The sequence below is a fragment of the Leadbettera azotonutricia ZAS-9 genome (assembly GCF_000214355.1).
Taxonomy (GTDB): Bacteria; Spirochaetota; Spirochaetia; order Treponematales; family Breznakiellaceae; genus Leadbettera; species Leadbettera azotonutricia.
Map to the genome: position 1 here is coordinate 2,363,885 of NC_015577.1, position 22,658 is coordinate 2,386,542.

At 52.0% G+C, this 22,658-nt stretch carries 25 protein-coding genes and 1 pseudogene; 4 read left to right on the forward strand and 22 right to left on the reverse strand.

Annotation, left to right across the window (positions count from 1 at the left end):
* The first annotated feature begins 17 nt into the window (after window positions 1–17).
* The gene (locus tag TREAZ_RS10360) at window positions 18–707 is read left to right on the forward strand and encodes a DUF3786 domain-containing protein (RefSeq protein WP_015711799.1); all 690 of its coding nucleotides are present in this window, start codon (window positions 18–20) and stop codon (window positions 705–707) included.
* A 233-nt stretch (window positions 708–940) separates the two neighbouring features.
* On the opposite strand, the gene TREAZ_RS10365 is transcribed toward TREAZ_RS10360, so the two are convergent.
* On the reverse strand, window positions 941–1,390 hold the full coding sequence (locus tag TREAZ_RS10365; protein ID WP_043923047.1) for an Lcl C-terminal domain-containing protein: 450 nt from the start codon (window positions 1,388–1,390) through the stop codon (window positions 941–943).
* A gap of 40 nt (window positions 1,391–1,430) precedes the next feature.
* Between TREAZ_RS10365 and TREAZ_RS10370 the strand changes: the two genes are divergently transcribed.
* Entirely contained in the window at window positions 1,431–1,637 is a 207-nt protein-coding gene (locus TREAZ_RS10370; protein ID WP_015711801.1) for a hypothetical protein, read from the forward strand.
* Between the two features lie 28 nt (window positions 1,638–1,665).
* On the opposite strand, the gene TREAZ_RS10375 is transcribed toward TREAZ_RS10370, so the two are convergent.
* Together TREAZ_RS10375 and TREAZ_RS10380 are read right to left on the reverse strand one after the other, a co-directional pair.
* Entirely contained in the window at window positions 1,666–2,133 is a 468-nt protein-coding gene (locus tag TREAZ_RS10375) for a lipoprotein (RefSeq protein ID WP_015711802.1), read from the reverse strand.
* Window positions 2,134–2,385: 252 nt separating this feature from the next.
* A complete protein-coding gene (locus TREAZ_RS10380) occupies window positions 2,386–3,675 on the reverse strand; it encodes an alkaline phosphatase family protein (RefSeq protein ID WP_015711803.1) in 1,290 nt (429 codons plus the stop codon).
* 66 nt (window positions 3,676–3,741) lie between these two features.
* Between TREAZ_RS10380 and TREAZ_RS10385 the strand changes: the two genes are divergently transcribed.
* The gene (locus TREAZ_RS10385; protein ID WP_015711804.1) at window positions 3,742–4,755 is read left to right on the forward strand and encodes a class I SAM-dependent methyltransferase; all 1,014 of its coding nucleotides are present in this window, start codon (window positions 3,742–3,744) and stop codon (window positions 4,753–4,755) included.
* Window positions 4,745–5,287 (forward strand): hypothetical protein, encoded by a 543-nt coding sequence (locus TREAZ_RS10390; RefSeq protein WP_148257792.1) that lies wholly within the window; start codon window positions 4,745–4,747, stop codon window positions 5,285–5,287. Before TREAZ_RS10385 ends, TREAZ_RS10390 begins: the two co-directional genes overlap by 11 nt.
* A 77-nt stretch (window positions 5,288–5,364) precedes the next feature.
* Here the strand turns inward: TREAZ_RS10390 and rpmE are convergent, their stop codons facing one another.
* From rpmE to TREAZ_RS10480, 19 genes and pseudogenes are all read right to left on the reverse strand, one after another.
* Window positions 5,365–5,568, reverse strand: a complete 204-nt coding sequence (rpmE, locus tag TREAZ_RS10395; RefSeq protein WP_015711806.1) for a 50S ribosomal protein L31 — start codon at window positions 5,566–5,568, stop codon at window positions 5,365–5,367.
* A gap of 72 nt (window positions 5,569–5,640) precedes the next feature.
* Window positions 5,641–6,924, reverse strand: a pseudogene (gene rho, locus TREAZ_RS10400) (transcription termination factor Rho); the annotation flags it as partial.
* 621 nt (window positions 6,925–7,545) lie between these two features.
* On the reverse strand, window positions 7,546–8,040 hold the full coding sequence (locus tag TREAZ_RS10405; protein ID WP_015711808.1) for a CinA family protein: 495 nt from the start codon (window positions 8,038–8,040) through the stop codon (window positions 7,546–7,548).
* Entirely contained in the window at window positions 8,033–8,449 is a 417-nt protein-coding gene (locus TREAZ_RS10410; RefSeq protein WP_015711809.1) for a bactofilin family protein, read from the reverse strand. The genes TREAZ_RS10405 and TREAZ_RS10410 overlap by 8 nt, the downstream gene beginning before the upstream one ends.
* Window positions 8,450–8,451: 2 nt before the next feature.
* Window positions 8,452–9,126: a response regulator transcription factor gene (locus tag TREAZ_RS10415; protein ID WP_015711810.1), complete on the reverse strand. Its 675-nt coding sequence runs from the start codon at window positions 9,124–9,126 to the stop codon at window positions 8,452–8,454.
* Complete coding sequence (lnt, locus tag TREAZ_RS10420; RefSeq protein ID WP_015711811.1) at window positions 9,127–10,788, reverse strand: apolipoprotein N-acyltransferase; 1,662 nt, start codon at window positions 10,786–10,788, stop codon at window positions 9,127–9,129.
* On the reverse strand, window positions 10,785–11,099 hold the full coding sequence (locus tag TREAZ_RS10425) for an HU family DNA-binding protein (RefSeq protein ID WP_015711812.1): 315 nt from the start codon (window positions 11,097–11,099) through the stop codon (window positions 10,785–10,787). Before TREAZ_RS10425 ends, lnt begins: the two co-directional genes overlap by 4 nt.
* Before the next feature lie 27 nt (window positions 11,100–11,126).
* Complete coding sequence (gene rpsT / locus TREAZ_RS10430; RefSeq protein ID WP_015711813.1) at window positions 11,127–11,402, reverse strand: 30S ribosomal protein S20; 276 nt, start codon at window positions 11,400–11,402, stop codon at window positions 11,127–11,129.
* 82 nt (window positions 11,403–11,484) lie between these two features.
* Window positions 11,485–11,655 (reverse strand): hypothetical protein, encoded by a 171-nt coding sequence (locus TREAZ_RS18100; protein ID WP_015711814.1) that lies wholly within the window; start codon window positions 11,653–11,655, stop codon window positions 11,485–11,487.
* A gap of 91 nt (window positions 11,656–11,746) precedes the next feature.
* On the reverse strand, window positions 11,747–12,895 hold the full coding sequence (locus tag TREAZ_RS10435; protein WP_015711815.1) for a hypothetical protein: 1,149 nt from the start codon (window positions 12,893–12,895) through the stop codon (window positions 11,747–11,749).
* Between the two features lie 183 nt (window positions 12,896–13,078).
* Window positions 13,079–14,188 (reverse strand): (E)-4-hydroxy-3-methylbut-2-enyl-diphosphate synthase, encoded by a 1,110-nt coding sequence (ispG, locus tag TREAZ_RS10440; RefSeq protein WP_015711817.1) that lies wholly within the window; start codon window positions 14,186–14,188, stop codon window positions 13,079–13,081.
* Between the two features lie 14 nt (window positions 14,189–14,202).
* Entirely contained in the window at window positions 14,203–14,643 is a 441-nt protein-coding gene (locus tag TREAZ_RS10445; protein ID WP_043923048.1) for an ATP synthase subunit K, read from the reverse strand.
* 48 nt (window positions 14,644–14,691) lie between these two features.
* On the reverse strand, window positions 14,692–16,626 hold the full coding sequence (locus TREAZ_RS10450; RefSeq protein ID WP_015711819.1) for a V-type ATP synthase subunit I: 1,935 nt from the start codon (window positions 16,624–16,626) through the stop codon (window positions 14,692–14,694).
* Window positions 16,627–16,630: 4 nt separating this feature from the next.
* A complete protein-coding gene (locus TREAZ_RS10455; protein WP_015711820.1) occupies window positions 16,631–17,251 on the reverse strand; it encodes a V-type ATP synthase subunit D in 621 nt (206 codons plus the stop codon).
* Between the two features lie 14 nt (window positions 17,252–17,265).
* Window positions 17,266–18,564: a V-type ATP synthase subunit B gene (locus TREAZ_RS10460; RefSeq protein ID WP_015711821.1), complete on the reverse strand. Its 1,299-nt coding sequence runs from the start codon at window positions 18,562–18,564 to the stop codon at window positions 17,266–17,268.
* An 11-nt stretch (window positions 18,565–18,575) separates the two neighbouring features.
* Window positions 18,576–20,336: a V-type ATP synthase subunit A gene (locus tag TREAZ_RS10465; protein WP_015711822.1), complete on the reverse strand. Its 1,761-nt coding sequence runs from the start codon at window positions 20,334–20,336 to the stop codon at window positions 18,576–18,578.
* Window positions 20,333–20,878, reverse strand: coding sequence for a hypothetical protein (locus TREAZ_RS10470; RefSeq protein WP_015711823.1), 546 nt, complete (start codon window positions 20,876–20,878; stop codon window positions 20,333–20,335). The genes TREAZ_RS10465 and TREAZ_RS10470 overlap by 4 nt, the downstream gene beginning before the upstream one ends.
* A 3-nt stretch (window positions 20,879–20,881) precedes the next feature.
* Window positions 20,882–21,493: an ATP synthase subunit E gene (locus TREAZ_RS10475; protein ID WP_015711824.1), complete on the reverse strand. Its 612-nt coding sequence runs from the start codon at window positions 21,491–21,493 to the stop codon at window positions 20,882–20,884.
* Window positions 21,494–21,588: 95 nt separating this feature from the next.
* The gene (locus TREAZ_RS10480) at window positions 21,589–22,620 is read right to left on the reverse strand and encodes an aldose epimerase family protein (protein ID WP_015711825.1); all 1,032 of its coding nucleotides are present in this window, start codon (window positions 22,618–22,620) and stop codon (window positions 21,589–21,591) included.
* Window positions 22,621–22,658: the final 38 nt, after the last annotated feature.

Consider the following 22,658-nt stretch of genomic DNA (forward strand, 5'->3'; position numbering starts at 1 on the left):
AGAGGTGCGGTTTTACAATGGAAAAAGATTATTTAGAACTGTATTCTTTGGTGACGGAATCCTTATCCCATTGCGACTTTACCGAAGCTTCAAACAGGCTTGGGATAAAAGACTTTTCCAAAGACGAGGTATTTCTGGAATTTCTTGGCCGCGAGTATTCAATTAAAAAATCGGCTATTGATCTGGTAAAAGAAAACATTATATGGGAAACGCCGAATGAACAATATGAATACAATCTTAAAAATGTACTGGGAGAATATATTTTATCAAAAGGAAACACTGAACCAAAAAACGATTTTCGTCCTATCGATGTTTATTTTTTAACAAATTATTTTAGTGAACACACGGTACTTAATTCATTTCTTAGAAAAATAATTTTTTTAAAAAGCCCTTTGGATGAAACCTATGCTTCCAAAAATCATCCTGTAAAGTTTAGAAAATGTATGTCAATGCTGGGGTATACCTGTATCGAGGAAAAATCTGCAAACGGCATACAGTCTGTCTGGTCCGGCAGTATACTTCCTAAAATACCCATAAGAATACTGTACGATCATGAGGAAACAGGCCATGATTATCCTGTGACAAAAAGCAAACTATTGTTTGATAAAACCCTGGGGGATTATTATCAACTCGATTCATTCAGGGTGCTTTATATCTGTTATCTGGAAGCGCTTAATAAAATTTGGGGGAAATACATTGAAGGTTAGATGAAGTTTTTGGCGTAATCGACTATCAAGCAGTCATTCTGTTTTCTGGGTGTTATATGTTTTTTCTTTATTTGTCTTCTCTATTTTCAAAAAATTTTAACCCAATTTCGCATAACAAATTGTACGCAACAAAGTTGCACGACTTCGCCACACGGCGAAATCGTACTTCTGCTCCGATTATTAAGTGTTTGTCTATAATGCAGACACACTATAGACAAACATCCTTAAAAAAATTAGAACTGCCGGATAGGGCGGACCAATAATGATGTATCCTTGTGCGCTTGACTTTGTTCTCCATTGCTAAATTTCTGACAAAATGGAGGATTAAGTCCAAAAGAAGTATTTTCAGAGGAACTCCAATATGAACCGCTTTGAAAACCTCCCAAACCTCCTACCTTAAGGTTTATGTACATCTGATTAAGCTCATCTTTACTTGGTAAAAACCAGTCACTAAATCCATTATACTCATAAGCGTCCGCCACTTGTGTTGCCTTCATGGTTTCCCTAGCTTCTTTAAGAAGTTCAACAATAATTTGAGTATTTCGTTTTCCATTCCCTATACCATTGGTAGTACTATTCACATCCCTCCTTTCAGTACCCCATTGCCATACACCGGGAATATCTGCCGGTGCGGCCTCAAGATAACGCCAGCCGTTTAAATAAAACCCCATGTCATAAAACACAATTCCTCCGGCAGGCCCCTTATCTCCGATCTTATAGATTATGGCCGGAGCAGGCGGCGCAACCGGTGCTGGCGGAGCTACCGGCCCCGCGGTACTCCCACTTGCGACCCGTGTTACCGGCGATCAGGCGGCACCGCCGCCGCTTGCAAGCAGCGTTTCTATACGGGTGCTTTTGGCGATATCCGCCGGATACGAAATGGCTACGGTGGCGGTTTCTATGTTGATGGCTTTAAGGCTTAGGCTGTAAACATCCCCCAGGTTTCCAAATGCGCCGGTTACAATTGCCCCGCGCCCAAAAGCTTGCCGATATTCTGTACCGAATTGTCGTCAACTTCCCCCGAAAGCTGGAAGCCCTGTTCTTCCCGCACTTTATCCAGATTGGCCCGGTCTACCACGACCAGCTTGCCGCCGTCTACCACTGCCGCTTCCAGTCTGCTAATAATGTATTCGGAAAGACTCGCCGGGGAGGAAGCAATACTAACCAGGGCAACCTTTGTCCCCACGGGAATTCTTGTATCCATTCTGACGGCGGCTTCTTTAATTGCCGCATCCAGGTCTATTCCGCCGGAACCGCCACTTGTTCTGTTTGCGGCTTCAAGCCGCTGCCTTAGTTCAAGCTCCGCCTCTGCAGCCGTTAGCTTTGGCTGGCTGCTGCAGGCCCCCATCAATACTACCTGTAAGGCTGCAAACATAAGGATAGCCGCCACAGGACGTATGTCCCTAAAACGGATATTTCTTTTCATCAAACCCTCCAATTTTAATCAACATACCCAGGAGCAAGCTCCGGGGTATTAAACCAACACAGACGAATAAAAGGCCGGTAACAAAACAGCTATCTTGCTACCGCCCATTCCTTAGCTTAACTGTGTAAAACGCCGCAAATTCCTAGAACTGCCGGATAGGACCTCTTCTTTTGTGTTACTTCGCGTTCCTTTGCGGTTAATCTCTTTTTCTTTAATTTACCGCAAAAGTGGTCTCCCTTGTGATCAAAAATCTTATACCAGTATTCCTTCTATCACCCTGCCCTGGGCGTCCGGGAGTTCCACTCCGAGTATCTTTGCATAGGTGGGGGCCTCGTCGATAAGGCGGGCCTTTTCGAGGCTTACGCCTTTTTTTATGTCAGGGCCTTTAGCGATGAGTATGGGCTGAGGGCCTTTGTCAGGAAGATAGCCGTGGGTGGCCCTGCCGTAACGGTAGTCGGAAGCGTCGTAATTTTTGACAATAGGACGTTTCCAGTCATCGCCGAATGAGGTGTAGCCGTCGGTCTCAAGGACAAAGGAGAAACTCCCCCCAAGGCCCTCCTCGGCCCTGGCCTCCGCCTCGGTGAAGACCCGGCTTATGCCGTAGATACCTTCGCTGCAAAGATGCCGCAACAGGGCGTGAACCTTTTGGTAGACTTTGTGATTTTCGCTCTCTTTAAGATAGACCATGGCCGACATGCCGCTGGAAAGGCTATAGGCGTCCCAGTCAGCGATGTTCCCTTCCTTGTCCGTGCGGATTAAACCCCAGTCCGCCAGCATCACATTTACATTGATGGCCCTGTCTATATCAAGCTGGCCGTGATCGCTTACGAGGAAAAAGTTGGTTTCATCGTGAACCCCTGCATCCTCCAGGGCATCCATAAGCTGTCCTATCCATGCGTCAGTTTCCTCGATTGCCTTATCAACCTTTTCATTAAAAAGGCCGTAATCGTGCCTGGCGCCGTCAATGTTTGCCGGATGTATCATGAGGAGCTGTGGCTTGTAAAGCCTGATAATATCGCAGGCGCAGCCTATGGCCATATAATCAACAGAAGGGTGCACCCGCTCCTTTATGTCAGGAAAATACTTGGCAAGAAGCCTGATCATTTCAGGTTTTGATCCTGCCCTTGAAAAAGCAGCCTCCATGGTGTCGCTGTTCCCCTGGGTCCAATATTCCGGAATGAGATAATCGATGGAAGGATGGTTCCCCGTAACAGGCCAGAACACACCCGCAGTGAACAGGCCCGCCTTTTTTGCGGCGTCAAAAATATCTTTTACCTTTACTGCATCGTGGAACCAATACCAGGGCGGTGCAAGATTCCCCGGGTGCAACTCGTAATTGTTTACAATCCCGTGTTTCGCAGGAAAAGTCCCCGAAGCCATAGTCGTATGGGCTGGATAGGTAACGGTGGGATAAATGGACCTTACGGATTTGATTTCGGCGCCCCCCTCAAGGCAGCGCTTAAAATTGGGAAGCGTTTTTAGATAGGCCAAATCCTCATACACCATGGCGTCAGCCGAAAGAACCACAATACGTTTTGCCATAAATCCCCCTCGCTAAAGCATAACTACCCGAAACTTTTTGTCAATATTATGGTAGAATAAAAACTTATGGATTCCGACGCCAAAACCGCTGCCCAGGCCGAGCTTCTCTTTAACCGCCTTTCCAAGCGGCACAGGCACCTGAAAAAGTGGGCCCGCCGCATAGGCGTCGATGCCTACCGCCTCTACGACAGGGACATACCCGAAATCCCCCTGGTCATTGACCTCTATGGCGACGCCGTTTCAGGCGCCCTCTACAAAAGGCCCTACGAAAAAGATGAAGCCGAGGAAGAACGCTGGCTTGCCGCTATGGCCGATTCGGCCGCAGAAGCCCTTGGCCTTAAAAAAGAGTTAATCTTCCTCAAGCAGAGGGAGCGCCAGAGGGGAAATTCCCAATATGAAAAGATCGGCAAGGGCAATATCTGGCGCGAAGTACACGAAGGCGATCTGCGATTCAGGGTGAATCTTTCCGATTACCTTGATACCGGCCTTTTCCTGGACGCCCGAAAAAGGCGCTCCCTGCTCCGCGCCGAAGCTGCGGGAAAAAGAGTGCTCAATCTCTTTGCCTATACCTGTTCCCTCTCTGTCTGCGCAGCTGCCTCCGGCGCCAGTGAAGTTGATTCCGTGGATCTTTCCAATACCTACCTTGACTGGGGCAAAGCAAACTTTGCGCTCAACGGCCTTGATACCGATACTGCTTCAGCCTTCCGCTTTATACGCGAAGATGTACTTTCGTTCCTTTCCAAAGCGAAAGCAAAACACCTCGCATGGGATATTATCATTTTGGATCCCCCGAGTTTTTCCAATTCCAAAAAAATGCAAACCGATTTGGATATACGCCGGGACTATCACACCCTTATAAAAAATTGCCTGGCCCTGTTAAGCCCCGGAACTCCCGGCGAAGCTTCCCGCAAAGGAAAACTCTGGTTCAGTTCCAATGCCAGAGGTTTCCATTTGGCCGATGAAGAGTTTCCTGGTTTCCAAATTAAAAATATGCAAAAAGAAATGGAAGATGAAGATTTAAAAGGAAAGAAACTACCGGCTTGTTATACCTTTATCCAATCAAGGAGGAATGATGCGTAAAGCACTAATACTACTGCCCCTGGCACTCATCTTTTGGAGCTGCGCAATCATCTCCAATAGACCTACTGAAGGTAAGGCAGAAACCGCCGCCGCAAGCCCCAGGGCCGCCATCCGTCCCGGCAGGGTGGAAGACAATTTAGGGAAACCCACATTCAAGGGCCTCCCCCAGGAAGCCCGGGAATACCTCGAAACCCTATCCAAAGCCTTCAGGGAAAAAAACCTGGATTTCCTCATATCCCAGGGAGAAATCCATTACGAAAACGAAACCCGCTTCCGCTACGATGAAGAAACCTACCTGGCCATGCTCTACCGCATCGGCCCCTACACCGAGGATTCCCCCTTCCGCGAAATGAAGCTCCCCCGCCTGGAATACAAAGAAGTTACCGGCATTGAATACACAGCCTGGGATGAAAAAGGCCCCATGATCGAAATACAAGCCCAGCTTGTATACCAAAAAGGCGAAACCATCCCCTGCGAAATCATGCTGGTGTGGAAACTACCCGCACCGAAGGTGCTGGGGATGTACCCGTAAATATGCATCATGCATATACTATAACCTTCAGATGAACCCAATGGCTGTTTACGAGCCGCTAAGCGACGAAGCGCAAACTACTCCTTTATGGAGTACTTCTTCCTGAACCTCTCAATACGTCCCGCCGTATCTACAAGCTTCTGTTTACCTGTAAAGAAGGGGTGGCAAGAGGAACAAATTTCAACCTTGATGTCCTTGACGGTGGAACGGGTTTCTATCACGTTACCGCAGGCGCAGGTGATCTTGGTCAGCTCGTATTTAGGGTGAATCTTCTCTTTCATTATCTCTCCTTCAAAATTGCGTTCGCCCCGGAGACCGGCGCTGCTGGTCTTTATCCTTTAGAACGCGGTTCCTCAATCCACGCCGGCCGAGCCGGTATTCATGGAATTCAGGAAAGCTTCATTATTCTTGCTTTTCTTCATTTTGTCAACCAGGAGTTCGATGATCTCGATATCGTCCATGGGGTTGATGACCTTGCGGAGTACCCAGATCTTCTGAAGTTCCTTTTCGCCCAGAAGCAGTTCTTCCTTTCTGGTGCCTGATTTCTTGATGTTGATGGCCGGGAAGAGGCGCCTGTCGGAAATACGGCGGTCAAGGTCGATTTCCATGTTGCCAGTGCCCTTGAATTCCTCGAAAATGACTTCGTCCATGCGGCTGCCGGTTTCGATAAGGGCTGTGGAGATGATGGTAAGGCTCCCCCCTTCCTCGATATTGCGGGCGGCGCCGAAAAAACGCTTGGGCTTGTGGAGGGCGTTGGAGTCAACACCGCCCGAGAGTATCTTCCCCGACGTGGGGACGGTCTGGTTGTAGGCGCGGGCAAGGCGGGTGATGGAGTCCAGGAGGATCACCACGTCCTTCTTGTGCTCCACAAGTCGCTTGGCCTTTTCCAGCACCATTTCCGTAACCTGCACATGGCGGGTCGCCTGTTCGTCAAAGGTTGAGGAGATAACCTCGGCCCTGACGGTGCGTTCCATATCGGTTACTTCTTCGGGACGCTCGTCAATGAGCAGGACGATGAGGTACACCTCGGGGTGGTTCTTGGTGATGGCATTGGCGATTTTCTGCATCATGATGGTCTTGCCGGTGCGGGGAGGCGCCACGATGAGGGCCCGCTGGCCTTTGCCTATGGGGCAGAAGAGGTTGATGATGCGTTCGGAAACGCTTTCGGTGATGGTTTCGAGGTCCAGCTTTTCATCGGGATAAAGGGGCGTAAGGTTGTCAAAGGGTATGCGGTTCTGGGCCACGGTCGGATCGTCATAGTTGACTGTTTCCACCCTGAGCATGGCGAAGAAACGCTCCCCTTCCTTGGGGCTCCTGATCTGGCCGTAAACCGTGTCGCCTGTCTTGAGGGCAAAAAGCCGTATCTGGCTGGGGCTCATGTAAATATCGTCAGGCCCCGGAAGATAGGAGTTCTGGGGGCTTCGGAGGAAGCCGTAGCTGTCTGGGAGTATTTCCAGGGAGCCGTAGGCGTAGATGACCCCTCCCCTCTCGGTATGGGCCTTGAGTATGGAAAAGATGATTTCCTGTTTTTTCAGGGCAATCATGTCGTCATGGGAAATATTGTAAACCACGGCCAGATCTCTGAGATCCTTCATATTGAGCCGTATAAGCTCGTTGATGGTGAGCCTGGGCTTGCCGTTGTCCTGTTCCAGACGGGGCTCGGGCCTGCCGTAGATGTCGGGCATGGAGGGCAGCTTCGGCATGATGCTGGGCAGAGGAGGGTCCCTGAATGAAGGGCCGGGCTCACGGCCTATATTGCCGCTTTCATGGGGCGCAAAGCCATTATCCTGGATATTCGCCTGGGGAGCATCGGCAATGGGTACTTGTACCGAAGAGGCGGACAGGGCCGGTTCAGGACTTGCATAGCCCTGGGAATTGTAATTTTGGGAATTGTAACCCTGGGAGCCATGGCCTTGCGAAAATGCCTGGTTAGAGGACCTGTTATTGTTGTACCTTCCCTTGGACGGCCTCCCTGGGCCTTTGTTATGCTGGGGCCTGGCCTCAGGATCGGGAATATCCATAGGCGCTGCGTCCTGGGGTTCAGGAGAGGCCTCAGGCGCTGCCTTGTTGCGGTTGGTAGATCCCTTGGGGCGGCCCCGGGTTTTTACCACCACAGTCTTGGCCTTGTCAGCCTCATCCTCTGCCCGGAAAACTTCCCGGGAGCTCTCCTCAAAGCCGGGTAAATTTTCAGTTTCAGCATTTTTGGGCTTTCTGCCCCTTTTCATCATTGCCATCGATTAACTCCGCATTCTCATAATTTATTGTTGTGTTTTTTCCAGTGTTGATTCAATATATTTTAACAGCTCTTCTATGGCTGTTTCTGCCGCTCTTTGCCGAACCTCATTCCTGTCCCCGGTAAAATGAAAACATGCTGCCCTGGCTTCGATTCCCTGCCGGGCAAGCCCTATCCAGACCAGACCAACCGGATTTGGGGATCCGTCCCCATCGGGGCCTGCAAGGCCGGTAACTGAAAAGGCAAAATCAGCGCCGCTTTTTTCCAAAGCGCCCTGGGCCATGGCGCAGGCCGTTTCCCTGCTAACAGCGCCATGTTTTTGGAGACATTCCCGGGAAACCCCCAGCATTTTCATCTTGGCGTCCAGGGTATAGGTGACAAAAGAACCCCAAAAAACTGCCGATGCCCCAGGCACACGGGCTATCATATCCGCTGCCATGCCTGCGGTGCAGGATTCGGCAGCTGCCAGAAACTTTCCGGCTGCCTTTAAACGCTCTACAAGAATTTCGGCCTTAGCCATTGACCCTCTGGAGTTCAGCCTTTATCTCTTCCGTGGGCCTTGAGAATATCTCCACATCCTTGTCTATGCCCGTCATGCTGCACTGGCCTTCGAAGGAAACGCCGTCCGCTATGCGGAGCCGGGCTGCGCTGACATCCCCTCGCACTTCTGCCCCAGGAAACATGTCTATCTTGTCCACTGCATGGACAGCGCCTACTACAGTCCCATAAACTATGAGAGAGGTAACGGAGATATGATCCGCCTCTACCACCGCCCCCTTGTCCACGATGAGCGCGCCCGCGGCTTCGATGGTGCCCCGGAATTTTCCCTGTATACAGAGGGTTTCCTTAAAACGCAAAAACCCGTTAAAAGCAGTGCTGGGCCCGAAAACCACGATACTCTCTTTTTTCTTCCCTTCGGTTTTTGCCATTTTTATTCCTGATTTGGCAATTCGCGGATCTGGACTTCCAGCAATGGAAGACCGATCTCATTTTTCTTGAGATCTTCCCACTGGACAAGGGTCTTTTCTAACCTGGCGTCCAATTCCGCTATATGCCTTCGCACACCCTGGGTTTTTTCGACTATCTGGGAATTGCCCCCCAGTTTGTCGATGGCTGCATCGAGATCGTCAATGCTCTTCACAAATTCAAGGAGAGTGTGCTTGATGTCCGCGCTCAGCTCCTCGGCCAGGCTGAGACGGGATTCCCTCGCCACTATCTGGCCAAAAAGCTCCCGGTTCCTCAAAACAGCCTTGATCCTCGCCAAAACTTCAGAAAAATTGAAGGGCTTGGTGATGTAATCATCCACGCCCATCTCAAAACCTTCAACCTTGTCCTTTACGTCGTCCAGGGCCGAAAGCATGATGATGGGGATTTCCTTGTACTTGGGGTCCCCTTTGATGAGTTTTGTAAGCTCCCAGCCCGACATGCGGGGCATAATATTGTCCAGCAGCACAAGATCGGGCAAAAAGCGCTTCACCTTTTCCAGGCCTTCCACCCCGTCTTTGGCCTTTTCCACAATAAACCCTAGTTTGGAAAGCATGAGTTCGAAGAAGTCGAGGTTTATGGTCTCATCATCTACTACAAGTATCTTCTTCTGGGTATTCATTCAACCTTCCTTAATTTGCGGAAAAGCTACTTTGTTTTTGATATTTTTTAACAGTATACCCGAAACTATTCCGGCGATCAACAGGATAAAAGCCAATCCCATAAAAACCTTGGGCAGCCAGTCCCCAAAACGGGTATAAAGGGAAGAGACCTTTACCAGGGGAAGCTCCGCCGCAAGCCAGGCCTCTGTGAAGGGCTCGGCCATGGCCAGCACCTTCCCGTTGGGATCGATGGCGCAGGTCTGCCCCGAAGCGGTAGAACGGGCCATGGCCCTGCGGTTCTCCACAGCCCTGAAAACCGCCATGGAAAGATGCTGGTTCTGGGCCGGCAGGCTGTGGGACCATGCGTCATTGGAGAGGTTGACGATGAGTTCCGCCCCATTCCGCACAAATTCCCTGGACAAATAGCCGAAAGTATCCTCAAAGCAAATGGGGGTGGAAAACTTTATCCCCCTGCTCTCAAAAACCGTTGCCTCATTCCCGGTTTCCCAAAAGTGGGTATCCGCATTGATGAGGGCGTCATACACAAAAGGAAGCTGCCTTTTGTACGGGAAATGCTCTGTAAATGGCACAAGGTGAAGCTTGCGGTAGAGGGTTTTAATCTCCCCCTTCTCAAAAAGCATCACCCCGTTGTAGTCCACCCTGTTGTCATCAAGGGGATTTTTTGCGGGCTCCTTCCGGGCGTCGTCGTTGCCTATCACAAAAGGCACATCCTGGGAGGCAAGATAATCCAGAAGCTCCTTCACCAGCGTCCACGAAGGCGGATCGTCCCGCACGGTCTGGTGCCAATAGATGCGGGGCACAAAAGCGGTTTCCGACCAAACCACCAGATCCAAATCGGGGTTCGCCTTCAAGGCTTCGTCAGAAAGCCTCTTCAAAACGCGGTAATTGTTCCGGTATTCCTCAATACCGCCCCTCCATGGGTCAGTGTTATGCTGAATCAAAGCGAGCTTTGCTTTTGGGGCATCCCCGTAATCCAGGGGGGAAACAAAGCCGTACACCAGGGCCGCTATAACAGCAATGCCCCAAACCAGGGCGGGGATTTTTTCCCTTTTGAAAAAAGCCTTGAATATCCCGTCAAGCCTGGCATCTGTCTTCCTGCCAAACAAATCGGCCGGCAAAGCCGCCGCAAGCCAGGCCGAGGGGAACACCGCCAGGGCCGAAACGCCCCAAACCCCGGCAATCGACGCGATCTGGATGACCGGAACAAGCCTCCACTGCGAATAGCCCGTAATGCCATAGGCATACCCCAAAAAGCCCTGGGTCCGCAAATATTCGAAGCCCATCCAGAATAAAAATTGAAGCAGATATCCCCGCTTGGGGTAGAGGGTGATTGCAAGCTTGAGCAGGGGAAAGAGGGCGGCCAGGTAAAACATATAGATAGAGCCAACGATAAGCCCTGCCAGAGGATGGAACACGCTCAGCCAATAGTTGAAAAGCCCGTAAGCCCCATACCCGTAAAGGGCGCCCCAAAACACCGAAGCCCCAAAACCGGACCGCCTGATAACCCAAAAGACAGGCACATAGGCTATCCATGCCAATAGGGGGAGGCCGTTTTCAAATAGAAGATTGGGAAAAGCCGCCGCAAAGAGCAATGCACCCGCCGCAATAGCAGCCAGATTGATTAGGAAGGATCTAAAACCAGCGGACGAAGAAACCTTCATTCCTCATCGTCCTGCTTCAAATTCCACACAGCCTGCTTCAATTCCCTGCCTGCCCTGAAAACAGCGCTTCCATGGGAATTGACAGAAAGAGTTTCCCCGGTCCGGGGATTCCTGGCTTTCTTCCGGCCTTTGCGCACCTTAACCTCAAAGGTCCCAAAACCCCTGAGTTCAATCACATTGCGCTTAATGAGGGCATCCTTGATTTCTTCAATAAAAAGATCCATCACATTCCGTATTTCCTTGCGGTTTATGCCGGTCTTGTTGTAGACGGAATCGACAATTTCAGCCTTGGTATATTTGCTTCCTGCCATTACACCCTCATTGCCGGGGTAAGGAACTTACTGGGCCGCTTTGACAGAATTGAAGAGCAGCTGCATCCTGGACTTTTTCCGTGATGCCGCATTTTTCTTGATAATCCCTTTCTGGGCAGCCGAGTCGATCTTCCTGATCATGTCCTTAAGGGCGGTCTCAGCCTCACCCACATTCTTTTTCTGCGCCAGAACCACAAACTTTTTGGCGCTGGTACGAACCGAAGATTTAACCGATTTGTTCCTGATCCGGCGTTCTTCACTCTGCCGGTGTCTTTTTTCTGCGGAACTACTTTTCTTAGCCAAAGGAACCCCCAAATATTGTTAGAAATACATACGCAACCGCGAAGCAATGGCCTGTATACGCCATTTTAACGGCGCATTCAGGCTATTTGAAATCGGACGGACGGCGTTCGAGCCTCTTGCATTTTTCGCATTCCGCAAGGTTCTTGACCTTTCCGTTCTCGAAAACAGTCTTCATCTTGACCTCGCCCCCACAGGAACAATAGAATTTCTGGGTTGCGCTTGTTGTACGTGAGTTTTTACTGGCCTGGGCCATAATGTTCTCCCCGCCCCATAGGGCTAATTAATTTCGTATTATTGAAGATACTGCAAAGCGACTGCGGATGTCAAGACGCAATCCTGGCCTCTTACGGCATTTCAACAGCCCGGTCAATGTAGGGACTGCGGAGCTGGCCCTGGGCCCGGCCCCGCCACTCCCCCGCCTCGGAACGGGAAGCAAGGAAACCCCAAAGCTGGCGGGCAGGGACAAGCTTGCCTGAAGCATAAAGGGCAGAGCCAAGATAGTAGATGGTCCTGAAATATTCAGTTTCGTCCAGCCAGGCAATGAGGTCCGGCCGCCTCCCCAGGGAATCCAGAAGATTATCCAGAGTGGTGAAGGTATAGTCATATTGGCTGCGGAGCGCCTCGTTGACGAGGAGGGTATTCTGGATAAGGAAGGAGAACATCAGGTGCTCGGCGGCCTGTGTATGGCGGCTTGAAGCATAATAATAAAAGCCCAAGAGCCGGTGGGCCCCCTCGACCTGGGTGTTGTCATAGCGATAAAAGGCAAAAAACCGGCTAATGCCGTCATTTTCGAGTATCCGTGCCATGGCAGCCCTGGTGAAACCTTCGCTTTCCCCTGCCCAAAGGCTGTCCCTGGGCTTTCCGTCAGAACCTGGCCCCTGAAGAATATCCAGGGCGCGGTTTTCCATTTCCTGGTATTCCTGACGCAGGCGGTGAAGCTCTGCCATTTTATAGAGGATTTCCACATCAAAACCAGGGCTTTCGAGGAGACCCCGGGAAGCATAGGCCTTGCGGTATTGGCCAAGAGCCAGGGCCAGTTCACCTTCAGCCCTGTAAACCTCGCCAATCCAGAATTCAGCCTCCGGGTAGGCTTTGAGACGGTTCAGTTCATTAAGAGCCCTGTTTGCCGATCCCCCAAGGCTCTGTTTGGGTATGCGGTAATAGAGTTCGGACAAGGCTTCGGCAGCTTCTGTTTGATGGTGGCTGGAAATATAATTCTCAATAAGGGCGAGGTCGTCCCCCAGGCGGCGCACTTCGGGGTTAGAAAGGAGCTGTACCATTGCCTGCTCCATGCGGGCAAAGCGGGCTTCCCTGGCCCTGCGGGCATCTTCAAAAGCCATAAGGGCATTGCCATACGTGCCGCCGCGGAAGTAAAGCTTCCCCTGTTCAAGGGAATACCACCAGGGCCGGACCGTTTGCTGGGCCCATCCCGCCGTAGCCATGAAGAAAAAGAGAAAAGCTGAAAAAACCCTTAAAACCCGTCCCCGAAACACCTAAACTCCTCTCCGGTATTTGAAAATACTTCATTTTATTATCGGTAGTATGAACAGCCCGGATAAAGCCAAAAACAGGCAGAATTACTCAAGGAATTGGAAGCGTCAAAGTCGAGAATTTGGACCAGCCTCATAAAGCCGGAAATTTTCGCCCTTGGTTTTAAAGCAAGCCTCAAAACAAACTTACAATTTTTTCAATTCTTCTTCAAAGGCCCCGTCCGCTTCGGCGGCGTTTATGGTGCGTATCACTTCGCCGCGTCTGAATATGAGGACTTTGTCCCCTGCGCCGGTAATGCCCAAGTCCGCATGGCGGGCTTCGCCGGGGCCGTTTACCACGCAGCCCATGATCGCCACGGTAATATCCTTGTCCAGACTATAGAGCCGGTTGAGCCAGCGAGCGGTGAACCCGTGGGTATCAAAACCGTTCCTGCCGCAGCGGGGGCAGGAAACGATTCGCACCCCCCCTGTTTTGTCCTTGCCCTGAAGGTCCGCAACAGCCCCCAAAATTTCCCTCGCGGCGATGACCTCGTTTTCCATGGTGTCCGAAAGGGAAACCCGTACAGTGTCGCCTATGCCGTCGCCCAGGAGGGTCAATAAGGCGGCGCTGTTCCGCACCACCCCGGCCACCAAAGGCCCTGCTTCGGTCACGCCCACATGAAGGGGCGCGTCAGTACGGGCAGCCAGAAGCCGGTTCGCCCTTATGGTGTCGGCAATTCCCGAGGCCTTCATGGAGACCAGGGCATTGTCAAAATGATGTTCCTTGAATATGGCAAGCTCCCGCTCGGCGGCCTGAACCAGAGCTTCGGCCCGGTCAAGGCTGCCTGAATCCACCGCAAGGCGCAAGTCCTGGGGCAGACTTCCGGCGTTAACCCCTATGCGTATGGGACGATTTTTTTCGGCGGCTTTGGAGAGGACTGACTTCACTTTTTCCGGGCTGCCGATATTGCCCGGGTTTATGCGTATCTTCGCAATGGGAAAATCGAGGCATCGCAACGCGAATAAATATTCAAAATGAATATCCGCTACCAGGGGCATTGAAACCATGGAGGCCAGTTTCCCCAGGGCTTCGGCGGCTTCCAAATCGGGGACTGCAAAACGGAGAAGGCGGCAACCCATGCTTCTTAAGGCTTCGATGCGGCTGACAATAGCCTTGCCCCGGACGCCCTCCAAATCCAAAAAAGAAAGGCAGTCCTTCCACATGGTTTGAATAACCACAGGACGACCGCCGCCGAGAACAACGGCCTCGACATGATCGAAGCCGCCTATTGTAACAGTTTTAGAAATCCGGGGCACTCTCGCCTAATCGTCTACGAAAGGCTGATCATGGAGAGAACCATGGCGAAGATAGCTACGGTTTCGCAGATACCGACTATCATCATGTAGTTAACAAAGCCCTTGCCTGTTTCTCCGGCAGCGTCTGCGCCGGAAGCGCCAGCCTTGCCCTGGGCAATAGCGGAAAAAGCTATGGCAAACCCTGAAGCAAGGCCTATACCGAGGTACAGGGAACCCAATTCGGGGTTGGCTAATGCCGCAGGCTTCATAAAGAGCAAGCCAAGGATGAAACCGTAGAAGGTCTGTGTTAAGGGCGCGCCGCCGAAAGCCAGCAGGGTCATAGGCGCCGGCCTATTGGCAATGTAGCACTTTTTCCATGCGCCGATTACCGACTGCCCAGCGATACCGATACCGATTGCCGAGCCGACTGCAGAAATACCCATTACGAGACCCGCTCCAATTAAGCCTAAGTTCATATGTAACTCCTCATTTCAAATTCCTATATTATAAATTCGCCAAGCGAATTATTTTTTTCCCTTTTCAGAAAAGGGTTTATACGCTGTGCCGGACCAAGTCAATCCTGCGTGGCCTGAAAATTCAAGGGTGTTAAGACGAACCGCATGAACCAGCACGGAAAGCACGTTCAGGACAAGGTTAAGGCCATGCCCAAAGACCAGAAGGGCTATCCCGAAAATGAACAGTATCAAATGGCCAAGCATGGGGCCGGCCATGGCATTCACGGTAGAGGCAATCGCAGCCCCTGCAAGACCGACTGCCCAAAGCCTGATATAGGACATGATATCGGAGAACACGTTGGCAATGCCGAGGATCACCGAAATAATGTTCTTGCAACTTTCCAGTATGGACCGCCCTATGCTTCCGTCATAATTGGCAAACACGAAATTCAGGATAAAACCAGCAAAAAACACATAAACCGCCCACATAAACATGGGTATTTGACGTGCCGCATTGCTTGCGATAAGGGACAGCACGATAAAATACATGCCCACCAGCATGGCCATGGAACCTATATCGCCAAGGGATTTTAAGTTCCTGCCCTTGAAGATAGCAACAATGTGCCCGATGGAAAGCTGCAGCAGCGCAAGGCTGAAACAGAAGATCATCAGGTTCTGCTGCACAATTTGGCTGTCCTGAGCTGATCGCCCCGAAGTAACATTGGAAATAAGGGGCAGGGATATACTCTTTAGAAAAGAAGGCAGCACGGCGACATCAAGAGCGAACCAGGTACAGGTAAGAACACCCCACACAAAATTCGAAAGCCCCAAAAGAAGGAGAAGCTTAAGCACCGGGGGTACGCCTTTCTTTGCGGTTTTTAGGATGCCTGCAATTGCGGCAATCAGGACTATAGCGCCGTATCCGGCGTCGCCGAAGATCATGCCGAAGAAAACAGTGAAGAAAAGCAGGAACCATCCGGAGATATCCACCTCGTTATAACCCGGGGTTACTTCGAGGAAGTCCGTAAGGGGATAGATGAGGCTTACCAGCTTGTTGTTCTTGAGCTTGGTGGGCACAAAATCGTCAGGCCCCGGATCGTCAGCCATAAGAGCCCAGCCGTTTTCGGAAGCCCCCCGTTTGAGAAGGCCAAGATCTTCCTGGGGCACAAAGCCAGTGATCCATGCCACTGTGGATTCAGGGGGAGCATCGGCAAGCACATCCATGCCTGCACGGGCTGTTTCAAATTCAATCTGCTTGAGGAGGGTTTTCTCTTCCTTCTCGATGACAGCCTTCCTCCCTGAGAGGGACGAAAGCTGGCGTTCGATTTCCGCAAGCTCGTCGCGGATTTCCGCCAGAGAGCCGTCGATTTCTTTGGGGGATTGTTCGGGCAGCGCAAAGGGGGCTTCGCCGTTTATTTCGGAGTCCGCCACAAGCGCATAGACCGAAGCCTTGTCGGCACCCAGCACAATATAGCGGGTTTCTTTGGGAAGGGCGGCAAAATCTTTATTTGCCAATTTATAGAGGAAAAGGCTGACGCCCTTGTCTTTGAGGTACTCAAAATCTTTTGGATTGAAATTGCCCCAGGCCTCGATGCGGCTTTTTTCTTTATTAAGGGCTGTTGCCTTATCCTGATATGCTTTCCGTTCCTCGGCCTGCTCCAATACAATGGAAACCAAATCCCGGTTTTCAGGACCGTTCACCGCTTCTGTCGAAAAGGGAACGTCTTCGGGGCTGACAAAATCGCTTGCTCTGCGATTTTGGGACAGGCTGTCGTTGGATTGATCCGGGGCCTGGTCGCTCTTTTTCTTTTTTGCCTCGTAAGGCCTGAGTATATTAAAGGCGCTTTCTATCTTGGCTTTGCGGTCAAGGAGTTTGCTCAGGGTATCTGAGGAGACGGACTTTCTTTCAAGATGCACCACCCCAAGTTCGCGGAGTTTTTTCAAGGATTCTTCCCGGCTCTTTTCCATGACCACAAGGGAAACTTTTTTCATGGGTACTATCATTTATTTATACCCCTCCCTTGGCTGCTTCAGCCGCCCTGGCAAGGCCGCGTTTGGCGATCTTGCCCCGGACTACTGCGGAGGTTTGCTGGTCTCCAAGATAGACCTGGATCTTCTTGATGCTCCCCTTGGTCTCGGGGATTTTGATCTTTTCGAAAAGGTTGACCCGCTGGGTTGTGATGCGCAGTTCGTGATCCAGGCGCTTGCGCTGTTCTTCCACCACTTGCGCTTCAAGGTCAAGGAGGAATACCTGCTTCATTTTTTCCACGGCAAGGTCGAGCCAGAGGGGGGTCTTGAGAAGATCGTAGGCGGCGGATTCAAATTCGGCGCCTTCGAAAATGGGAATAGCCACGCCGGCTATGTTCCCCTGGCTGGTTTTAATCTTGGTTATCCTGAGTATGGCAGGGGTAAAAATCCCCTTTTCCCCAAAAACGGCAATCCACGATTTAAAGGCTTCGTCAAAGCGTTCCTTATCTTCGTGGAGTTCCTTGATGCGTATCTCGGTGCCCCGAATCTCGGCCTGAAGCTGCTGCTTTTTGAGCATCAGGGTAGGGAGGTATCGCTGGTACATCTTGAGGGAATCTTTTTGTTTCTTGAGCTCATTTTTGGTGAGCTTGATCTTTGCCATAGTTCCTTGTTACCTCAGTCCTTTTTAGGCCAGAACTTGGAAATCAGCTCGGTGCGGAGTCCTGTTTCTTCAGGGCTGAAACAGGAGGCCATGATTTCCCAGCCAAGATCCAGGGCTTTTTCAAGGGGGATATTCACCGAAAGGTCCATCATCTGCTTTTCGAAAAGGTCCCCGTATTTAAGAAGCTTGTCGTCCCAGGCAGTCATGATAAAGCCCATGGCCTTCTTTTCGAGGGTGTCCTTGTAGGCCGAATAGAGCTTGATCATGCCGTCCATGAGGGCACGGTGGTCCGCGCGGGTTTTGCCGTTGACCTGCTGCTTAAGGCGGGAGAGGGAGCCAAAGGGCTCGATGCGCCCGTTCTTGAGGTAGTACTGGCCTTCGGTGATGTACCCGGTATTGTCAGGCACCGGGTGGGTTACGTCGTCACCGGGCATGGTGGTAACGCCAAGGATGGTGATGGAGCCTGCCGTCTCGAAGTCAACGGCCTTTTCGTAGCGGCTTGCAAGCTGGCTGTATAGGTCGCCGGGGTAGCCGCGGTTGGAAGGAACCTGTTCCTGAATGATGGAGATTTCCTTCATGGCATCGGCAAAGTTGGTCATATCGGTGAGGAGCACCAGCACGTCCTTGCCCTGCAAGGCAAACTGCTCTGCAACCGCAAGGCTCATATCGGGGATCATGAGGCATTCGACCGTGGGGTCGGAAGCGGTATGGACGAACATGACCGTGCGGGAAAGGGCGCCCCCTTCTTCGAGGGTATCCTTAAAGAAAAGATAGTCGTCGTATTTAAGGCCCATGCCCCCCAGGATGATGACATCGACCTCGGCCTGCATGGCGATACGGGCAAGAAGCTCGTTGTAGGGTTCGCCCGAAACCGAGAAGATAGGGAGCTTCTGCGAAACCACCAGGGTGTTGAAAAGGTCGATCATGGGGATACCGGTACGTATCATGCTGCGGGGAATAATACGCATAGCCGGGTTAACCGACGGCCCCCCGATGGTGATGAGGTTTTCGGTGAGGGCAGGCCCCTTGTCCCGGGGAGAGCCCGAACCTGAGAAGACCCGGCCCATGAGGTTTTCGGAAAAGGAGACCTCCATGGGATGGCCAAGGAAACGGACAGTATCGCCGGTCGAAATACCCCGGCCGCCAGCGAACACCTGGAGGGAAACAATATCGTTTTCCAGACGGTTCACTTCCGCAAGGGAGGTGCCGAAAACCGTATCCACTTCCGCAAGGTCGCCGTAGCGCACCCCTTCGGCTTTTACCGTGATAACGCTTCCGGTGATGGATTCTATCTTGCTATATACCTTTTTCATGTATGCCCTTCCTACGCCAAAACTTTCTCAGCGGCTTTATCGACACCCTTGGAACGCTCGGCCACGGTGGATTCAATCTCTTTTTCCAGGGAAGCAAAACGCTCGCTCTTCCATTCTGAGCCATTGTAATCCAGGAATTTCTGCCTCAGCTTGTTGAACCATGAACGGGCTTCGTTTTTATCGTCAAAGGTGAATTTAGACGCCAGTATCTTAAGGATAATACCGAAGGTATAGGCCTGCCTCTCGGGACTTACCGCAGCGTCAACGGCGTCAAAGGAGTTCTGCTGGAAGTAGACGGAATCGAGGAAGTCGCCCTTGAGGTAGACCACGTAGTCGTCGAGACTCGTGCCTTCTTCGCCGACAACCTTCATCATTTGCTCAACTTCGCTGCCCCGCCTCATAAAGCCGTGGGCATAAGCTACTTTTTCAGCAGGGATAATGCCCTTGTATTTTGACCATGAATCGAGGGGGTGGATGGCAGGATACTTGCGGGCGTCCGAACGCTCCCGGGAAAGGCCGTGGAAGGCGCCGACGACTTTCAAGGTGGCCTGGGTTACAGGCTCTTCGAAGTTGCCGCCCGCAGGGGAAACCGTGCCGCCCACCGTAACGGAACCCAGGGAACCGTCCTTGAGCCGCACAAGGCCCGCCCGTTCGTAGAAGCTGGCAATCGTGGATTCGAGGTAGGCGGGGAAGGCTTCTTCGCCGGGGATTTCTTCCAGGCGGCCGGACATTTCGCGCATGGCCTGGGCCCAGCGGCTGGTTGAGTCCGCCAAGAGGAGCACATGAAGCCCCATCTGCCTGTAGTATTCGGCCAAGGTTACGGCGGTATATACCGACGCTTCCCGGGCGGCAACGGGCATGGAAGAGGTATTGCAAATGATGATGGTCCGTTCCATAAGGGAGCGGCCTGTCCTGGGGTCTGTGAGTTCGGGGAATTCCTTGAGGGTTTCTACAACCTCGCCTGCCCGCTCTCCGCAGGCCGCGAGGATCACGATGTCCACGTCTGCGTGGCGGCTCGTGATCTGCTGCAAAACCGTTTTGCCCGCGCCGAAAGGTCCGGGTATGCAATAGGTACCGCCCCGAGCCACGGGGAAGAAGGTGTCGATAAGGCGCACCCTGGTAACCATGGGGTCAACGGGCTTAAGCCGCTCTTCGTAACAGTCCACAGGACGTTTTACAGGCCAGCGGAAACTCAAGGCTACAGGAACGATATTGCCTTTTTCGTCTTTGAGTTCTGCGATGGTATCCCTGATCTTATAGGAACCGGCGCTCTTTATAGAAGAAATCGTATAAGTTCCATAGAGGCCGAAGGGCACCATGATGCGGTGGGTAAAGGCGGCTTCGGGCACTGTCCCAAGGGTATCTGCCCGTTCAACCTTATCGCCCACCTTGGCAACCGGGGTAAAGGCCCATTCTTTGTCAGTGGGAAGGGCATCGAGGTACACGCCCCGTTCAAGGAAGCTGCCCGTCTGTGCGGCAAGCTGGGGAAGGGGGTTCTGGAGGCCGTCGTAAACCTGGCCCAAAAGCCCTGGCCCTACTTCCACTGCAAGCATGTCCCCGGAATATTCCACTTCGTCGCCAACGGTAATCCCCTTGGTGATTTCGAAAACCTGAAGCTGGGAAATATCGCCCCGGATGCGGATGACTTCGCTCTTAAGCTTCTTGCCCCCGACCTTGACGTAACCCACTTCGTTCATGGACACAGCGCCGTCGAATCGGACGCTCACCATATTGCCGTTAACGGCGACTACAGTACCTTTAGTATCGATCATTTAGGTTCCCCCGCGCCTTCCAGAATGGAAGCGTATAAAGTCTTGTACTCCGAGAATCCTTCTTCAACTTTGAAAGCCTGTCTCCGTTCCATAAGGAGGAGTTTGAGAAGATAGGCGTACATGGCAGTTTCACTAAAAGCGTCAATGCCCTGAAGGGCGTCAATGGCAGCCCAGCGGGCTTTATCCAAAAAAATCTCAGCTTCCAAAGGGGATTCCATGGTTAAGGCAGTTTTGGCAGCATTCGCGGCGTCTGCAGGGAATTCAGGGGCATCCCCAAGGCTTCCCGCATCCCGCTTGAGCTTTATCGCCCGGTTTTTGCCCAGGTTACGCCGCAAGACCCCTTCCCATTCCCGCCATTGGTTTATAAAACCTGAAGGGCTTTGCCTTCCGTCCGGATCAAGAACACAGAAGTCGAGGATAGCCCCGTCTTCTTTGCTCATGGAAGCGCGGGCCAGTTCCCTGAAAGCCGAAGACGCCATGGACGCCTGCTGACCGTAAACGAGGTAAGGAAGCTGGGCCGCCAAATAATAGTAAGAACCCACTGCCTATATTCCTTTGGCAGCGGTTTTTAAAATTTCCGCCAGCCTGGGGTTAAGGTAGGATGAGAGAAGCTCCGCCACAGCCTCGGCAGAAAAATCGTAGTAAGCCGAGCCATCTTTATTGGCAATGCGGAAACCCGCACCGAGATTCCTGTCGGCCTTGAGCTCCACGCCCTTCTTGAGATCCGCAGCAAGCTGTTTGCTGAACCAGGCTTCAAGCTTTTTCATATCCCCTTCGGGGAGGAGAACATCCACATTGCCGCCCTTGGCTGCCCATGCTTTGAGCAGTTCCGGCAGAGCCACTTTGAGGGTGTCTTCCCCATAGGCTGCGGCGGTCGCCTGGGCGACTATCTTGTCCAAAAGGGTCTGGATTTCACCCTTGAACGCAAGGACGAGGTTGCGCGAAGCCTGTTCCAGAGCCGCAACACCGGCCTTCTCGGACCTTTCGGCGTCCTGCTTGCCCTTGGCAATGATGTCAGCAGCCTCTTTCCTGGCAGCCTCCACGATTTTGGCAGCTTCAGCCTGGGCGTCCTTTTTGACCTTGGCAGCCTCTTCAGAGGCGGACTCAATCCCGTCCTTTTTGATTTTGTCGATTAGTTCCTGAACTTGGATTTCCATAGGCTCCTCTTTACCCGAATTACGAACATACCTGTCGTTATTTTAATAGGTCTTTCCAGCTGTTTCAAGTGATCCGCCCAAAAAATTCGATTTTTCTACCATAAAAAACCAAAAACCGCCTTTTCGTGGTAGTCCCTGTCAGGTCCAAAGATAGCCGAGGGGAATTCGCTGTGGTTAGGGGAATCAGGGAAATGCTGGGTTTCGAGGCAGAACCCATAGTGCTTGTTGTAAACCGATCCCAGTTTGCCGCTGTTGCCGGCGAGGAAATTCCCCGTGTAGAACTGCACCCCCGGCTGGGTAGTCGAAAGCTTCATCGTTCTGCCCGATGTGGCCTCGAACACCTCGGCGCAGGGCCTTAATTCGCCAGCCTTCCCGTCCACCACGAAACAATGATCGTAGCCTCCGCCTGCAGCGGCCAAATCGCGGTTCACCGGCTTGCGGGCGCGGAAGTCAAAGGGCCCGCCATCCACGGGGACAAGCTTCCCCGTAGGAATCAGTACATCGTTTACCCCCACATAGGCTGAGGAATTGAGGGTCAGCTCATGGGAAAGTATGTCCCCCTTCCCTTCCCCTGCAAGGTTGAAGTAGGAGTGGTTAGTCAGATTGATAGGGCAAGGGGCATCGACCTTGGCCTCATAATCCACGATAAGCTCGTTGGATTTGGAAAGGCCGTAACTCACCGAAGCCTTGAGCTTGCCCGGGTATCCTTCGTCACCGTCGGGGCTTTCAAGCTGGAAGCGGATAAAAATGCCATCCCGCTCCTCGTAAGCCTCGGCGTCCCAGACCTGTTTGTCAAAGCCGTGGCGTCCGCCATGAAGGGAATGGGCGCCATCATTCTTGTAAAGCTTGTAGTTCACCCCGCCCAGGGAGAACACGCCGTTCCCGACGCGGTTGCCCACCCGGCCTATGGTAGCCCCCATGTAGGGATTCACGCCCGTATAGCCCGAGAGAGTCGAATAGCCCAGGAGTATGTCTTCCTTTCCGGTTTTGCGGGAAGGCACTATAAGGGAAGTCCAGGTTGCCCCCAGGGTCGAAATGGAAAGGGAAAGGTCCCCTGCCCTTAAGGTATAGAGATGGACTTTCTGCCCATCCGACAGCATGCCGAAGGTTTTCTTGATCACTTTCATGTTTATTATAATAGCATATTGTGGTATATTTAAGGAAG

Coding starts and splice junctions, on each gene's coding strand:
- TREAZ_RS10385 (WP_015711804.1), top strand. CDS start 3,742: ATGGATTCCGACGCCAAAACCGCTGCCCAGGCCGAGCTTCTCTTTAAC.
- TREAZ_RS10375 (WP_015711802.1), bottom strand. CDS start 2,133: ATGAAAAGAAATATCCGTTTTAGGGACATACGTCCTGTGGCGGCTATC.
- TREAZ_RS10415 (WP_015711810.1), bottom strand. CDS start 9,126: ATGAATACCCAGAAGAAGATACTTGTAGTAGATGATGAGACCATAAAC.
- TREAZ_RS10455 (WP_015711820.1), bottom strand. CDS start 17,251: ATGGCAAAGATCAAGCTCACCAAAAATGAGCTCAAGAAACAAAAAGAT.
- TREAZ_RS10410 (WP_015711809.1), bottom strand. CDS start 8,449: ATGGCAAAAACCGAAGGGAAGAAAAAAGAGAGTATCGTGGTTTTCGGG.
- TREAZ_RS10475 (WP_015711824.1), bottom strand. CDS start 21,493: ATGGAAATCCAAGTTCAGGAACTAATCGACAAAATCAAAAAGGACGGG.
- lnt (WP_015711811.1), bottom strand. CDS start 10,788: ATGAAGGTTTCTTCGTCCGCTGGTTTTAGATCCTTCCTAATCAATCTG.
- TREAZ_RS10465 (WP_015711822.1), bottom strand. CDS start 20,336: ATGATCGATACTAAAGGTACTGTAGTCGCCGTTAACGGCAATATGGTG.
- TREAZ_RS10450 (WP_015711819.1), bottom strand. CDS start 16,626: ATGATAGTACCCATGAAAAAAGTTTCCCTTGTGGTCATGGAAAAGAGC.
- TREAZ_RS10405 (WP_015711808.1), bottom strand. CDS start 8,040: ATGGCTAAGGCCGAAATTCTTGTAGAGCGTTTAAAGGCAGCCGGAAAG.
- TREAZ_RS10480 (WP_015711825.1), bottom strand. CDS start 22,620: ATGAAAGTGATCAAGAAAACCTTCGGCATGCTGTCGGATGGGCAGAAA.
- TREAZ_RS10370 (WP_015711801.1), top strand. CDS start 1,431: ATGGCCGGAGCAGGCGGCGCAACCGGTGCTGGCGGAGCTACCGGCCCC.
- TREAZ_RS10360 (WP_015711799.1), top strand. CDS start 18: ATGGAAAAAGATTATTTAGAACTGTATTCTTTGGTGACGGAATCCTTA.
- TREAZ_RS10425 (WP_015711812.1), bottom strand. CDS start 11,099: ATGGCAGGAAGCAAATATACCAAGGCTGAAATTGTCGATTCCGTCTAC.
- TREAZ_RS10380 (WP_015711803.1), bottom strand. CDS start 3,675: ATGGCAAAACGTATTGTGGTTCTTTCGGCTGACGCCATGGTGTATGAG.
- rpmE (WP_015711806.1), bottom strand. CDS start 5,568: ATGAAAGAGAAGATTCACCCTAAATACGAGCTGACCAAGATCACCTGC.
- TREAZ_RS18100 (WP_015711814.1), bottom strand. CDS start 11,655: ATGGCCCAGGCCAGTAAAAACTCACGTACAACAAGCGCAACCCAGAAA.
- TREAZ_RS10390 (WP_148257792.1), top strand. CDS start 4,745: ATGATGCGTAAAGCACTAATACTACTGCCCCTGGCACTCATCTTTTGG.
- TREAZ_RS10460 (WP_015711821.1), bottom strand. CDS start 18,564: ATGAAAAAGGTATATAGCAAGATAGAATCCATCACCGGAAGCGTTATC.
- TREAZ_RS10445 (WP_043923048.1), bottom strand. CDS start 14,643: ATGAACTTAGGCTTAATTGGAGCGGGTCTCGTAATGGGTATTTCTGCA.